This is a genomic window from Undibacterium sp. KW1 (assembly GCF_009937955.1).
Lineage (GTDB): Bacteria > Pseudomonadota > Gammaproteobacteria > Burkholderiales > Burkholderiaceae_D > Undibacterium.
The window spans coordinates 5,697,743-5,712,353 of sequence record NZ_AP018439.1 but is presented as its reverse complement, the minus strand read 5'-3'; the positions used below and the strand labels follow the sequence as shown (position 1 = coordinate 5,712,353).

Below are 14,611 nucleotides of genomic sequence, written 5' to 3'. Positions count from 1 at the left end.
GGAGAAAGAAAAGAAATAAGTGGTTTTTCTCTTATATGATTTTTTCATGTTTTAAGCTGAAAACAATCGTTTGTCGTCTATGCACAAGGAAGTAATATCGGTTCAACCTAAAGTTCATTGGCATAGAAAGAGATACCGCATGAGTACAGCATCATATTCCACACCATCTTCACTTTTACCAAAAAGGCGTAATGCTTTACTGGTAACAGCCTTGCTGGCTGCCTTTTCTGCACAGGCACAAGAAATTATCCCGCCACAATCAGATACTGTGATTGTGACTGGCACGCGCAGCATCAAGCGTACCGTGTCTGACTCTGAAGCACCGGTTGATATATTAACTTCCAAAGATTTGCAATCGACAGGCTCTGGTGAGCTGGCAGCGGTATTGAGCCGTTTGCTGCCTTCCTTGAATTTCCCTCGTCCTGCAGTGGCAGACGGTACATCCGCTAGCCGCCCGGCGCAATTGCGCGGCTTGTCGCCTGACCAGACTCTGGTGCTGGTGAATGGCAAGCGCTGGCATACCTCGGCTGTGGTAAATGTGAATGGCACGGCGGGGCGAGGTTCTTCACCGGCAGATTTGAATACTATCCCTATCAGTTCGATTGAAAAGATAGAAGTCTTGCGTGATGGTGCAGCGGCGCAATATGGTTCAGACGCGATTGCTGGTGTCATCAACATCATCCTCAAAAAAGGGGCGAATGGTGGCGAAGTGCAGTTTGGCGGCGGTCAGTACAGCAAACGAGATGGCACACAAGCCAGTTTGAGTGCCAACTTTGGCACGGCATTGGGCGACAAGGGCTGGACGCGTTTTACCGCAGAACAGCGCAACCAGAATGAAACCAACCGCGCCGGTGCTGATTTCCGTAATCCGCTAGAACCTTTGTATGGCAGGGTCAACCAGGTACAGGGTGACCCCAAACTGCAACAAACCAATCTGGGTGCCAATGCCTCGCTGGCACTGGCGACAGACTTGGAATTGTATGGCTTTGCCAACTACAGCCGCCGCAGTACCGATGCTGCTGCGACCTGGCGCACGGCCTATACCACAGGCACGACTTTGCGCACCTCGCTGTATCCAAATGGCTTCCTGCCGAATGAGGCTGGTACGAATACTGATGTGTCTGTCGTCGGCGGTATCAAGGGCCGTAACGATGGCTGGCGCTGGGATGCCAGTGTCAATTATGGTTCCAGCGAATTTAGCCTTGACGTCAACAATACTGTCAACCTCAGCCTGGGGGCTACCAGCCCGACGAAATTTTATGCCGGCAAGTTGAAAAATACTCAGACCCTGGCAAACTTTGATGCAGCGAAAGAATTTGAATTTGCCGGTCTGGCGAATCCGCTGACGCTGGCCGTTGGTGCAGAATACCGTCGCGACCAATATGAAATTGGTGCGGGTGAAGCGAATTCTTATTTCGGTAGTGGTGCCCAGGGTTTCTCTGGTTTCCAGCCTTCGAATGCAGGCAGCTTTAGCCGCCACAGTGCATCCATCTATGCCAATATCGAAGCTGAACTGAGCAAGCAACTGAGTGCTTCGCTGGCCTTGCGTCATGAAAACTACAGCGATTTTGGCAGTGTCACTTCTGGAAAATTGTCTGGTCGTTTTGAATTCACCAAAGAATTTGCCTTGCGTGCTGCGGCGTCAAATGGCTTCCGTGCGCCTTCGCTGGCGCAACAGAATTACACGATATCCACGACCAACCTGATCACCATCAACGGTACATCGCAATTGGTGGATACCGGTACATTTGGTGTTGCCACGGCTGCTGCCAAAGCCCTGGGTGCTGTACCGTTGCAAGCAGAAAAATCACGCAATTACAGCCTGGGTGCAGTCGTGCAGCCAAGCAAGAATGCGACCCTGAGCGTAGATGCTTACCAGATCGATATTGATAATCGCATCCTGTACTCAGGTAATCTGGTCTTGCCTGCAGCTTTACAAAGTGTACTGGCGCAGCAAGGCGTATTGGTTGGTGCGGCACGTTATTTCACCAACGCGCTGGATACCCAAACCCGTGGTGTTGATGTGGTTGGTTCTTATCAGATCCCGCTGTCTGGCACGGACAAGCTGGGCTTTACCGTGGCCTACAATCACAATGACACGACAGTCAAAAATGTCGCCGCCAACCCTGCAATTTTGACGCAAAACAATCTCTTGCTGATAGATAGGCAAACCATCAACCGCGCAACCGAGGCAACACCAAAAGACAAATTCAGCATCTCTGCTGACTATGCCTTTGCCAACTGGAATATCCATGGACTGGCCACCCGCTATGGCAGCTTTGTCTCGCCGCAAAACAATGTGAGCCTGGACCAGACTTACAGTGCCAATACTGTGCTGGACCTGGCTGCCAGCGTCAAACTGGGTAAATGGACTATCAGTGCCGGTGTCGATAACCTGACTGACAAATATCCAGACCAGGTGACATCGGCAGGTAATTTGAATTCTGGCGGAACGCTGCCTTACTCCACGTTCTCGCCTTATGGCTTCAATGGCCGTTACTACTATGCGAAGGCTGCTTACGCCTGGTAATGATGTGATTTGAACTGGTTTTTTGTTAAGGGCTGCTTCATGCAGCCCTTTTTCTTTTTTCTCTCTGATTCTTGTGGTTTATTATATTTCGGCATTTATTTACCGATAAACGATAAATAAATATTGCATTTCGAAATTTATGGCGTAAAATTCACATCATCAATTCAATCGGGAGTTCAAAATGCAAGTTCAGAAACATGCCAGGATTGCCAATATTCGCAAGTTGAGCAGGTATTTTCTTTTCCTGACGGTTGCTCTAATGGCCATCATTGCTATTGGTGCCATTGGCTTCCCTATTTTCTTGATGACGGTATCTTCCGGCGATTTAACTGTGGTCGGATACCTGGCACGAGCTGCAACAGTGGATGATGGCTTTTTCTCGCTGCTGAAAGACGGCCTGAGCTTGCAGTTAAAGGTGGTTGCAGGACTTGTCTGGCTCGCCTGGTGCGCTGTGGTGGGGAGAGTACTCGTCCATATCAATCAATTGCTGACTTGCTTTCATGACGGAGAAATTTTTAACAAGAAGGCCATCTTTCATGCAAAAAGAGCGTTCAATATCAACTTGATACTTGTAGCTTCAGCACTAGGCATAGATTTTCTCTCCATCATTTTTAGTTATATCTATCCAAGTGCTGGTGGTACTGGTGATATAGGCCATTTTCTTGGTCGCATATTAGATCAACTGACTTGGATAGGATTTTTTCTGCTCTTGCTCTGGTCACTCGAAATAGGTGTCGATCTCAATGAAGAAGCTGAACTGACCATCTGAGGACGCCATGCCTATTACCGTTAATCTGGATGTCGTCCTCGCCCAGCGCAAGATGCGTTTGAATACCCTGGCTGAACTCGTCGATATTACGCCACAAAATCTGTCCGTCTTAAAAACCGGCAAGGCCAAGGCGATACGTTTTGATACCCTGGAAAAAATTTGCGAAGTGCTGGCATGCCAGCCTGGCGATATCCTGGCTTATACGCCAGATGAGCCCAATCTACCTGCTACAGAACCCTGATCTATACGGCACCAGTGTCAGGAAACTTGCCCACATACCTGGCACGCGGGCGTATCAGTTGGCCAGTTTCTACCTGTTCCATCGCGTGGGCTATCCAGCCCGCTGTGCGACCCAGCGCAAACAGGATTTGCGCTGTACCTGGTGGTAACTGGCAGGCAATTTCAACTGCAACCAGGCCAAAGTCTATATTCAGTTGTTGCCCTGTCAGGTCTTCTGCCATGTCTGTAACTGCAAACAAGCCTGCATGCCTGGTCCTGTCCAGCATGTTCATCAGCAGCGCAGCGCGCGGGTCGCCATCAGGGTAAAGCGGATGAGAAAAACCCGGCAGCCTGGGTGAGAAATGCTCATGCGCATCATGCTTAATCAGGCGTTTTGACAAGAAGCTGCTTATGTCACTTGGCGATGTCGCCAGTGCAGCACGCAACATGCGGCTGACGTGCAGGCTTTCACCACCGTGTTTTGGGCCCGAGAGCGCCGCCAGCCCTGCCACTAATGCCATGCCCATGTTTGCACCCGCAGAGGCAACGCAACGCACGGTAAACGTCGATACATTCAATTCATGATCAGCACTGACAACCAGGGCTGTGCGTACCAGTTCTGTTTGATCCTCATTCAACTGCCATGCTGCCGCAAGTTTTTGATGAAATGCCTGATAGTCAGGTGCGATACCCAATAGTGCTGCTGCGGTCAGGTGCATCCATAACATGGCCTTTTGGTGAGTATGCATGTCTGGTATGTCCTCTACTGTTTTAGTCAGCAGGGGTAAGATGCAGATGGCTCTTTCGTAGGGGGGAAGGTGCGACGTCAAGTCCAGCAGTTTTGGCCATAGCGTAGTCAGGTCATTTAAACAAGTTTGAGGAAGATCGGGGCGGATGTTGCTGTCCCACAAAATCAGTGCGACTTGTTCCAGCGTATGTGTGCTTGCCAGGGCATCAACTGCGTGACCACGGTAATACAGCTTGCCATGAGTCACCTGCGTGATTTTGGATTCAAGGACGGGCACCCCCCAGTCTATCGCTGATTCTGCTGCACCGCCTGCGCGCTTGCTATCACTGGTGCGGGCCAGCAGACGCAATACTTCTTCCTTCAGATAACGTTTCGCTCTTTGTCCCTGGGATTGGTGCGATTGCAGCAAGCCGCGGCTGACATAGGAATACAAGGTCGGCAGGCTGATGCCGAGCAACTCGGCAGCTTGTCTGGCAGTGAGGGTGTTATCCACGATTAATTTATATTGATAGGCAGAATCAAGATTGACCATGTCCACACACAGATCCTAGACTGCCTGCATGGACGGTTTATCGCATTGTGCGCTAATTTGAATTTATTGGGGAGAGCATCATGTCGGCAGCAGCATTATTGGCATCCTTGTGGGAAATGGGCGGTGGTGAGTCTGAGGCTTTGCAGCAGGTAACATTCAGCGGTGATGGCGCGCAACTGCCATCAACTTTTCCGGTCGGTGATGTGTCCGCTGCCAGCATAGCCGTACAAGCGCTAATGGCTGCGCAACTATGGCAGGCACGCGGTGGCGCTACACAGAAAATCGAGATTGACAGACGCCACGCTCTGGCCATGTTCAAGAGCGACCGTTATCTCAGCATCAATGGCAAACCTGCTGATGACCCATGGAGCAAGATTGCTGGTTATTACCAGGCCGGAGATGGCCACTGGATACAATTGCATACCAATTTTCCGCATCATCGTGATGGTGTACTGGCGATCCTGGAATGTGCCGAAGACCGCGCCGCAGTCGCCAAAGCCATTGCAGGCTGGAAAGCGGCTGAGCTGGAACAGGTACTTGCTGATGCAGACATGTGTGCCGCCATGATACGTACAGAGCAGGCATGGCAGGCACATCCGCAGGCGCAGGCTATCGCTGAACTGCCGTTATTTGAAGTCAGGAAGATAGCTGATGGCCCCGTCGTACCTATAGGTCAGCAAGGCGGGCAGCGCCCTCTGGGTGGTGTGCGTGTGCTGGACTTGTCGAGAGTGATTGCAGCACCCGTAGGTGCGCGTACACTGGCACAACATGGTGCTGATGTATTGGCGATCAGTGCCGCACATCTGCCCAATATCATGCCGCTGGTGCTGGATACTGGCCGTGGCAAGCGTTCAGCACAACTGGATTTGCGAAACGCTGATGCACGGCAAAAACTACATGAACTGATACGTGGTGCGGATGTCTTCATGCAGGCATACCGCCCCGGCGCTATCGCTGGTCTCGGTTATTCTGCGGAAGAATTATGTGCATTGCATCCGGGCTTGATACATGTCAGCCTGTCGGCGTATGGCCATGTCGGCCCCTGGGCAAACCGGCGTGGCTTTGACAGCCTGGTGCAATCTGCAAGCGGCATTGCCGATGCAGAAGGCAAGGCAGCAGGCAATGCAGCGCCAGGCAAGCTACCCTTTCAGGCACTCGATCACGCAACTGGTTATTTGCTGGCGTATGCGACCATGCTGGCCCTGCAAAAACGTGCTGTTGAAGGTGGTAGCTGGCAAGTCAGGGTATCGCTGGCACAGACAGGGCGCTGGTTGCAAGCCATGCATAGACGTGGTTTGCATGAAAATGCTGCAGAATTGCGGCCCGAAGAAATCGCTGCTTTCTTGCAGACATCCAGTTCAGGTTTTGGAGAAGTGCAGGCGATTGCGCCGGTAGAAAAAATGAGCGTGACACCCGCGCATTTTGAATTGCCCGCACCAGTATTGGGGCAGCACCAGGCAGTGTGGATGTAAAATGTAGCGCAAGACCACTCAGCTACAGACATCACGGTGAACAACAATATATTGCCATTCAAAGCCAGACCGCAGCCAGCAAATAAGATACTGCTGATCAATCCTCCGCATACTGCCATAGGAAGCCGCATACCGCGTGAGCAATTGCCGCCGCTAGGCTTGCTTAGCGTCGGTGGGCCTTTGATAGATGCTGGCTTTGAGGTGGAATTGCTGGATGCTGAATTTGGCCCCATGCCTTTGCCAGCTATCCTTGCTCATGCGGTCGCTGCGCAGCCAGATATCATCATGATGGGACATTCCGGCTCTACTTCCGTGCATGTCACTATCGTTGAACTGGCAGGCATGCTGAAGCAGCGCATGCCACATATCAGCCTGATTTATGGTGGTGTTTTTCCTACCTATCACTGGGAAGACGTACTCAATGAGTGTGCCGCCATTGACTATATCGTCAAGGGTGAGGGTGAGCGGACGACTACTTTGCTGGTGCAAGCCCTCAGCGCAGGCGCTGACGTGCAGGCAGTCGATGGCATTGCCCTGCGCGTTGATGGCCTGCCCTTTGCCACGCCCGCTGCGGCCATGATAGAAAAGCTTGATGATTATCGCGTCGGCTGGGAACTCATAGACCATAGCCGTTATTCCTATTGGGGTAATATGCGCGCCGTGGTCGTGCAGTTTTCCCGTGGTTGCCCCTATCTATGCAGCTACTGTGGACAGCGTGGTTTCTGGACGCAATGGCGTCACCGTGATCCTGTCAAGTTTGCCCAGGAACTGGCACGCCTCTATCGCGAACATGGGGTAGAGCTGATCAATTTCGCCGATGAATTGCCGACTGGTTCCCGCAAAGCCTGGAAGGCTTTTCTGGAAGCCCTGATTGTCGAGAACGTACCATTGACACTGGTAGGTTCGACTCGCACCGGTGACATCGTACGGGATGCCGATATCCTGCATTTGTATAAAAGAGCAGGTGTCATACGCTTCTTGCTTGGTATAGAAAGTTATGACGAGGCGGTACTGAAAAATATCAGGAAAGGTGGCACCACCAGCGAAGACCAGGAAGCGATACGCCTGCTGCGCCAGCATGGCATAGTCTCCATGGCGACCTATGTGGTGGGCTTTGAAGAAGAAACCGATGCTGACTATTGGCGTTCATTAAAACATTTATTGCGCTACGACCCCGATCAGATACAGATGCTGTACGTGACACCACACCGCTGGACACCTTATTTCCCTACCGTGGAAAACCGTCGCGTCATACAGACCGATACCCGCAAATGGGATTACAAGCATCAGGTACTGGCCACTAATAAAGTACCGCCCTGGCGCGTGATACTGTGGGTAAAAACCATGGAAGTCATCATGCAGGCCAGGCCAAAAGCAATCTGGCGCATACTCAGTGGCCGCGACCCGGCATTTGCCCATGCCATGCGCTGGTATACCAGGATGGGCAGGCGCGTATGGTTCCATGAAATTGCTGAATACCTGTTTAAAACAAGGCAAATCAAGAATGGTCCCAGCCTCGCAAAGTTCTGGGGAGCATCTTTGCATGAAAATGAAGAAGCACTGGCAAAGAAAAAGAAAAAGGTGATTGCGATCAAGGCCGGTTCGGTGAGTTAAAGTCTGCTGCGCTTGAGCCAGCTGTCCAGCACAGTGATCAGCTCCGGTGCTTTTTCCAAGGGCGACATGTGACCGCAATCTTCAACGATACGCAGGCTGGAATATGGCAAACCGCTGGCCAGTTTTTCTGATTCTGCCAATGTGCGCATCTGGTCATTCCTGCTGGCGACGACCAGCGCAGGACGGGCAATTTCAGTGAGCTCATGATGACCATCTGCACGCACGACGGACAGTTGCTGCAAAAAGATCTGCTTGCCAAGCGTCAGTGACATGGCTTGCAAATGGGCCAGCATGACAGCATCATCCTGACGCTGTGGATGCAGGGCGCGGCGCAGGGCTGTCATGGTCTGGCCCTTGTAGGGATAGTGTTCCAGCAGTTTGATTTGCTGACGGTTTTTATTGTCTTCATCTGCTGTGCTGGCGCGCGCTGAAGTGTTCAGCAAGACCAGGCCATTTATTGCTTTGCCTTGCTGAAGCGCCAACCAGGCCAGATGACGTGCGACATAGCCGCCCAGGGAGAAACCGATAATGATGGCCTTGTCTGGCAATGCCGGGAGAAGGCGTGTTGCCATATCCTCTATGCTGTTGCCCTCATTCAAATCGGCGAAATGCACTTGTCCCAGTTGCTCCAGTCCGGGCAACATGAACTTCCATAAACTGGCATCACACATGAAGCCGGGGATGAGCAGGAACTGGCGTGCTGGTCTGGTATCAGCGAGTGTGGATTCAGGCATGCGGTTTAATGGTGAATGATCTATTTCTTTTTGATGTTTTGCAAAAGGCTGCTGACTTGCTGACTCAGTGGTATGTCATGCTGGCGCAATAACTGCACATGCAGGACCAGATTTTCCAGCACCAGTTTTGCTGCGACTGCCAGCAAGGTGACCTGCCTGTCTTCATTGCTGAAGTTTTCCATCGCATCTGCCATGCCGCACAGATGTTGGGCAGTGATGGCGCGCAGCTCATCTTCTTCAAAGGGCAGGTCAGCAAAATCTATCGGATCTTCCTGCTCCACTTCTTTCATCAGTTCTTGCAGTTGTTCTGGTGTGATGGACATGTGCACCTCTGAAAATAGTGAACCTGACTTTATGCCATTTCCCTGTTCTCATTCTAGCCTGCTTTTGAGGTGGCTGAATACTGCACTTATTTTCTCATCTCATTTTTTGATCGACAATCCAAAGACAGCCAGCCCACCCAGTGCCAGCAATGCGCCCAGCCAGCCGGTTGAGGTCCAGCCATATCCCATCGTGATGACCACGCCACCCAGCCAGGCACCGAGTGCATTGGCGACATTGAATGCAGAGTGATTCAAGGCAGCGGCCAGGGTCTGTGCATCACCAGCCACGTCCATCAAGCGTATCTGCAAGGCTGGGCCGATGGCAACCAGGGTGCCTAGTAAAAATACCCAGATGATTGCTGATATTGTGTAGGCCATCGCGAAAGAAGCACCACCTAAAACCAATGCATTCCACATTAACAGTACTGCGATGGAACGTAGCAGGTTCTTATCCGCCAGACGCGCACCCAGCATGCTGCCCACCACCATGCCTAATCCAAACAGTGACAGTATCAAAGGGATGACGCTGGCCGACATGTGGGTAACTTCCGTAAGTATCGGTTTGATGTAGCTGAACACGGCAAACATACCACCAAATCCGACCGCGCCTATGCCCAGCGTCAACCAGACCTGCTTGTTGGCCAGTGCAGCAAAGTCCTGCGCGGCCAACTGGCTGTCAGCACGGCAAACATGGGGGCGCCGATGACCACACCAAAGGCATAGGCACTGACGACATGACCAGCCTCTGGTATGGATACTGCCAGGTCTTTGGCCACTTCAGGCAGCAAGCACATCATGGCGAATTCACCTGTGCCTATCGCGAATACACCCAAACCCAGTGCAGTGACGGCATATAAAAATTTGCGCTGAGTATTTTCATCAGCTTTGGCACTCACTGATGCTGGTGTAGTCGAAATTGCATTGGGCATGATAGGCAATCAGAAGAAAATTAATTGGCGACGGTGAAGCGCTTCTGAATATGCTTGGGCGTTTCCAGTTCATCCACGATAGCGACAGCCAGGTCTTGCACGGAAATACCCGCAGGTGCATCAGCAACACCGGGCAGCAGATTGTCTGCGCCTATCCGGTATTGGCCGCTACGCTCGCCAGGTGCCAGGCCTATCGGTGGCGACAGGAAGCTCCATTCCAGTGAATCTTCTTTTTTGATGAGGTTCAGGGCTTCTCGAGCGGCCAGTGCGCCTTGTTTATATTCCGCCGGGAATCCAGGTGTATCCACCAGTTGCACGCCAGGTGCGACAAACAGGCTGCCTGCACCACCAACTACCAGCAAACGCTTGACGCCTGCCTGTTTGATGCCAGTAAAGATGGCTTGTGTACCCTGCAAGAACAGGTCGTGGATTTGCGCTTCGCCCCAGCCAGGGTTGTAGGCGCTGACCACGGCATCTTGCCCCGCTACCGCCTGTGTTACCTGTGCTGCATCGAGTACATCTGCCTTTACCACCGTAAGACCGGCTTGCGCTGCTACTTTGGATGGGTTACGTGCCAGCAGGGTGACTGCATGGCCGCGGCTCAACAGTTCGGCCAAAACGGGTGTGCCTACAAAACCGGTGCCGCCAATTAATGCGATTTTCATTTGAAACTCCTTTGTGTGTATGCTTAGTTTGTGATGCATAGTTTGAATACTTAATGATTTCTTGAATAGATAGTCAAAATCAATAACACTGTGAAGCTGCACTAATAAATCGATGGCATAATGATGGCCTGTCTGGGAGTAAAGATGGAACAGTACAAACGCATGGCCCTGTTTGCCGAAGTGGTTACCGCGGGTTCGCTGACGAGTGCTGCCCGCAAGCTGGGCATGACGCCGTCTGCAGTCAGCCAGCATTTGCGGGCGCTGGAAGCTGACCTGAGCTTGTCCTTGTTACATCGTTCAACCCGCAAACTGACGCTGACAGAAGCAGGTGCACGCTACTTTGAAGGATGCGCCGCCATGGTGGCTGCTGCCCGTTCTGCCGAACAGGCCCTGGCCCGCCACAGGGATGAGCCGCAGGGGAATTGCGTATCGCCGCACCGATAGGCTTTGGTGGCATGCTGGCGCAAGCGCTGGCACCGCTGCAAAAATACCCGAAACTGAGTTTGTGCCTGCTGGTGGATGATGCCGTGGTCAATCTGATTGATGAACGTATAGACATTGCACTGCGGGTAGGTAATTTGCCTGATTCCAGTCTGGTGGCACGCAAGCTGGGCAGCATGTCTGCCCAGTTATGCGCTGCGCCTGCTTATTTGAATGAACATGGCTGGCCGCAGCATCCTCAGGACCTGGAGCAGCATGTCTGGCTCGGTGGCGCATCTACCCGTTATTTGCAATTATCAGGCCCAGACAAGGCCAACATTGAAATGAAGCTGCCAGTCAGGATCAGGGCTACCCAGGTCACTGCCCTGCATGCGCTATGCGTGGCAGGTTGGGGAATCAGCATTGCGGTCAGTGAAGATGACCACCAGGCTTTGGCGAATGGCAGCCTGGTAGCGGTCTTGCCGGACTGGAAATTGCCTGACCTGGTGATGCATGCAATTACGCCACGTCGTGATGAGCAGCCTGCCAAGGTGCGCCATGCGCTGGCCTTATTGGCTGAGCATGTCGCCAGATACGCAATGTGAGGGGGATAAACGCGATTCAGCCAAATGGAAAGCGCGCCAGCAGCTCAAAATCTGCGCCAGCTTCAGGCTCTATAAACAGGGCAATGCCATCAATGACCAAGGATTCTGACAGACTGAAATGCTGGATGGCGGCAGCATGCAGACGGTCTGCAACTGCCCCTGCATCCAGCCGGTCAGTCAGCGTCATATGGAAGCGGAATTCTTCTGCCGTATACGGATAGCCCCATTCCAGCAGCAATTCATTTTGTCGGGCGGTCAATGGCATCTTCTGACGGCGCGCCAGTTCAGCCGCACTCATGGGCGCACGAAAATGATCGAAGTGGCGCACGCAGGCAAAGGCGAAATCGTTCAGCACGGTCTGGTCGCCAGTAGCCCGCAAGGCCAGGAATTTACCCATCCATTGCACCTGTGGCGCGTGTATCTGGATGATGCTTTGCTGAGCGCAAAATTCTTGCAGGGCCTGGCGCAAGTTTGCTTCTGCCAAACCTTCTGCAAGCTGGAAAGGTGCTTTCAGCGTGGCATGAAAACCATAGCGACGTGCGTCGCTACTCAGTTGTCGTTGCAAGCCTGCATCCAGGCCGACAATAGTGGGCTGGGCTAGTAACTGGCCGCTGGCGGCATCGCGCCCCAGCCAGCTACTGCCTTGCTGCCACCATCTGGCTTCCGGGGCAAAATACAGGGCATATCTTGTCATGCCTATGTTTACCGTAGATCAGTCAGCAACTTGATCCGTAGGGAAGCGCAAAGAATCCCTGAGCAAGAAGCCCATGGACATATTCATGTTGATGTTCTTCGGTGGGATCGGTTTGGTAAACCATTTTTCATAGATGCGGTAGATTTCATTGTCATGGATGAGCCTCAGCATCTCGTTATCGACGATTTTCTTGAATGCAGGATCATCCTTGCGCATCATGATGGAGTAAGGCTCGATAGACAGAGGGTCGCCGACAATGGCGAAGGATGCTGGTGCCTTGGATTCTGCGCGCAGGCTGTACAGCAAGACATCATCCATAGGGAATGCATCGGCCTTGCCTTCTTCTACCATCCTGAATGAATCCTGGTCGCTATTGCCTTCTACCAGTTTGATATTCAGTGAGCTGGTGTCGTTCCTGTCATTGAGCAGTTTGACGGTGGTGGTGCTCTTGGTCGTGACTACAGTGCGGTTGCGTAATTGCGGCCAGTTCTTGATGCCGCTGTCGGCTTTCACCAAAGCGCGTACGCTGGAAAAGAAATGTGGAATCGTAAATGCGACTTTCTTGCGTCTTTCTGCATTATTGGTCGTGCTGCCACATTCCAGGTCTATCTTGTCTTCCAGCAGGGCACTGAAGCGTGTCGTTGAATCTACAGAGTAAAACTGTATCTTCATCGCTGGCATCTTGAGTTCTTTTTTGATGGCATCTGCGACCTTCATGCAAAGATCTACCGAATAACCGAGAGGTTGCTTGTTTTCATCCGTATAAGAAAATGGTGCGGTTTCACGAATGCCTATCACCAGGGTCTGGGTTTTGCGTATTTTGCCTATCGTATCGCCTGCTTGTGCCAGCAGGGGCAGGGCCAGGCACATCATGGCGGTCATGCCACCAATTGCTTTTCGCATCATATTTTCCACCCGTTATTATGTGATCAACATCGAGAGTTTACGCATCTTGCAAATCGACTGTAACAGTCATGGTACAAGACAAAGTATGAAATTGAAGCGTATCAGCTAAACAAGATTTAGTAAAAAAGGTAAAATTATATTACTTAAATGTGATGATTCAGCTAACAAGATGCTTTCTTGATATGGATTGCTGAACAGCCTGTAATTGTGTCTGGCCTTGCTGGCTCATGGGCAAAATCATGCTAAGGTGACGGCATACCGACAGCTCATTATCACCATGAATTCTTCTCCTGATTCCAGTCCCATTTCCACCGCAATGTTGACAATACGCAACGCGCGCATCGTCACCGCCAATAATATGTTTAGTGGCTCCATGCTCGTCCGTCATGGCAAGATCAGCGAACTGGTTGATGGTGTAGCTGGTCTTGCAGGTGAAGACTGGCAGGGTGATTATCTGTTGCCCGGCCTGGTTGAAGTACATACCGATAATATGGAAAAGCACCTGATGCCACGCCCCAAGGTGCACTGGCCTGTGATGCCCGCGATACTCGCGCATGATGCGCAAATCGCAGCCTCAGGTATTACTACCGTGCTTGACGCAATAGCGGTAGGTGACATCGACCCTGACAGTGTGCGCATGCAAACCCTGAAACCCTGCGTAGAAGGTCTGCGGCTCGCGGAACAGGCTGGTTTATTGCGTGCTCAGCATTTTTTGCACATGCGGCTGGAATTGGCAGAGCCGGATCTCTTGGACCTTTTCTCTCCCTTCCTGCAGGATGACAGGCTCAAACTGGTATCGCTGATGGACCATACGCCTGGCCAGCGTCAATGGACAGACCTCGCGCATTACCGTACTTATGTCACTGGCAAGCGCGGCTGGAGTGAACAGAAAGTCGATAAGATGCTGGGCATATTGCTGGAACGCCAGCAACGGCATGTGGCTGAAAACCGCCAGCTCGTCATCCAACGATGCCAGCAACATGCACACCCCATCCCGCTGGCTTCGCATGATGATACAACCGCAGAACATGTGCATGAAGGCGTGGCTGACGGCGTCAGTATTTCAGAATTCCCGACCAGCCTGCTGGCGGCGCAAATGGCGCGGCAGCAAGGTTTGGCCATCGTCATGGGCGCACCCAACCGCGTGCGCGGTGGATCGCATTCAGGCAATGTCTCGGCTAGCGAACTGGCCAGGCATGATTTGCTCGACATTCTGTCTTCTGACTATGTACCGGCCAGTCTGCTGCAGGCAGCATTCATGTTGCAGGAAGATGGCTATGCTTTACCCAAGGCAATTGCCACCGTCAGCCGTGCCCCTGCACGGGCACTGGGCTTGCATGACAGGGGCGAGATCGCAGTGGGGTTGAAGGCAGATTTTATCCGCGTGCGCATGCTGGATAACTTGCCTGTTGTCATCGCTGCATGGCGTGACGGCAGGCAAATCGCCTGAG

The 14,611-nt window shown here is 52.2% G+C and carries 14 protein-coding genes and 1 pseudogene; 8 read left to right on the top strand and 7 right to left on the bottom strand.

Going from position 1 to position 14,611, the window contains the following annotated elements; genetic code table 11:
* Positions 1-139 precede the first annotated feature (139 nt).
* The 3 genes from UNDKW_RS25765 to UNDKW_RS25755 all read left to right on the top strand — a co-directional run bounded on the left by UNDKW_RS25765 (position 140) and on the right by UNDKW_RS25755 (position 3,540).
* The gene (locus UNDKW_RS25765) at positions 140-2,530 is read left to right on the top strand and encodes a TonB-dependent siderophore receptor (RefSeq protein WP_162061083.1); all 2,391 of its coding nucleotides are present in this window, start codon (positions 140-142) and stop codon (positions 2,528-2,530) included.
* Positions 2,531-2,711: 181 nt separating this feature from the next.
* The gene (locus UNDKW_RS25760) at positions 2,712-3,299 is read left to right on the top strand and encodes a hypothetical protein (protein ID WP_162061082.1); all 588 of its coding nucleotides are present in this window, start codon (positions 2,712-2,714) and stop codon (positions 3,297-3,299) included.
* Between the two features lie 7 nt (positions 3,300-3,306).
* On the top strand, positions 3,307-3,540 hold the full coding sequence (locus UNDKW_RS25755) for a helix-turn-helix transcriptional regulator (RefSeq protein WP_162043682.1): 234 nt from the start codon (positions 3,307-3,309) through the stop codon (positions 3,538-3,540).
* A gap of 1 nt (position 3,541) precedes the next feature.
* Here UNDKW_RS25755 and UNDKW_RS25750 read toward each other — a convergent pair whose 3' ends face one another.
* Entirely contained in the window at positions 3,542-4,759 is a 1,218-nt protein-coding gene (locus tag UNDKW_RS25750) for a citrate synthase family protein (RefSeq protein WP_162061081.1), read from the bottom strand.
* A 119-nt stretch (positions 4,760-4,878) separates the two neighbouring features.
* Between UNDKW_RS25750 and UNDKW_RS25745 the strand changes: the two genes are divergently transcribed.
* Both UNDKW_RS25745 and bchE read left to right on the top strand, forming a co-directional pair.
* Positions 4,879-6,270: a CoA transferase gene (locus tag UNDKW_RS25745; RefSeq protein WP_162061080.1), complete on the top strand. Its 1,392-nt coding sequence runs from the start codon at positions 4,879-4,881 to the stop codon at positions 6,268-6,270.
* A gap of 36 nt (positions 6,271-6,306) precedes the next feature.
* Positions 6,307-7,884: a magnesium-protoporphyrin IX monomethyl ester anaerobic oxidative cyclase gene (gene bchE, locus UNDKW_RS25740; protein ID WP_197893025.1), complete on the top strand. Its 1,578-nt coding sequence runs from the start codon at positions 6,307-6,309 to the stop codon at positions 7,882-7,884.
* Here bchE and UNDKW_RS25735 read toward each other — a convergent pair.
* The 4 genes and pseudogenes from UNDKW_RS25735 to UNDKW_RS25720 form a co-directional block, all read right to left on the bottom strand.
* Positions 7,881-8,618 carry an alpha/beta fold hydrolase gene (locus tag UNDKW_RS25735; protein ID WP_162061079.1) on the bottom strand — a complete coding sequence of 246 codons (738 nt, stop codon included), beginning with the start codon at positions 8,616-8,618 and terminating at the stop codon, positions 7,881-7,883. The genes bchE and UNDKW_RS25735 overlap by 4 nt on opposite strands.
* Before the next feature lie 20 nt (positions 8,619-8,638).
* Positions 8,639-8,941 carry a hypothetical protein gene (locus UNDKW_RS25730; protein WP_162061078.1) on the bottom strand — a complete coding sequence of 101 codons (303 nt, stop codon included), beginning with the start codon at positions 8,939-8,941 and terminating at the stop codon, positions 8,639-8,641.
* Between the two features lie 99 nt (positions 8,942-9,040).
* Positions 9,041-9,870: pseudogene (locus tag UNDKW_RS25725) on the bottom strand (MFS transporter).
* Positions 9,871-9,890: 20 nt separating this feature from the next.
* Positions 9,891-10,535 (bottom strand): NAD(P)-dependent oxidoreductase, encoded by a 645-nt coding sequence (locus UNDKW_RS25720; protein ID WP_162061077.1) that lies wholly within the window; start codon positions 10,533-10,535, stop codon positions 9,891-9,893.
* Positions 10,536-10,679: 144 nt separating this feature from the next.
* Here UNDKW_RS25720 and UNDKW_RS30695 point away from each other — a divergent pair, with 144 nt between their 5' ends.
* Positions 10,680-10,979, top strand: a complete 300-nt coding sequence (locus UNDKW_RS30695; protein ID WP_232063114.1) for a LysR family transcriptional regulator — start codon at positions 10,680-10,682, stop codon at positions 10,977-10,979.
* Positions 10,958-11,560, top strand: a complete 603-nt coding sequence (locus UNDKW_RS25715) for a substrate binding domain-containing protein (RefSeq protein ID WP_232063113.1) — start codon at positions 10,958-10,960, stop codon at positions 11,558-11,560. The genes UNDKW_RS30695 and UNDKW_RS25715 overlap by 22 nt, the downstream gene beginning before the upstream one ends.
* Positions 11,561-11,576: 16 nt before the next feature.
* Here the strand turns inward: UNDKW_RS25715 and UNDKW_RS25710 are convergent, their stop codons facing one another.
* Together UNDKW_RS25710 and UNDKW_RS25705 are read right to left on the bottom strand one after the other, a co-directional pair.
* On the bottom strand, positions 11,577-12,254 hold the full coding sequence (locus tag UNDKW_RS25710) for a DUF1045 domain-containing protein (protein WP_162061076.1): 678 nt from the start codon (positions 12,252-12,254) through the stop codon (positions 11,577-11,579).
* 18 nt (positions 12,255-12,272) lie between these two features.
* Entirely contained in the window at positions 12,273-13,157 is an 885-nt protein-coding gene (locus tag UNDKW_RS25705; protein ID WP_232063112.1) for an amino acid ABC transporter substrate-binding protein, read from the bottom strand.
* A gap of 280 nt (positions 13,158-13,437) precedes the next feature.
* On the opposite strand from UNDKW_RS25705, the gene UNDKW_RS25700 reads away from it, so the two are divergent.
* Positions 13,438-14,610 carry an alpha-D-ribose 1-methylphosphonate 5-triphosphate diphosphatase gene (locus UNDKW_RS25700; RefSeq protein WP_162061074.1) on the top strand — a complete coding sequence of 391 codons (1,173 nt, stop codon included), beginning with the start codon at positions 13,438-13,440 and terminating at the stop codon, positions 14,608-14,610.
* Position 14,611: the final 1 nt, after the last annotated feature.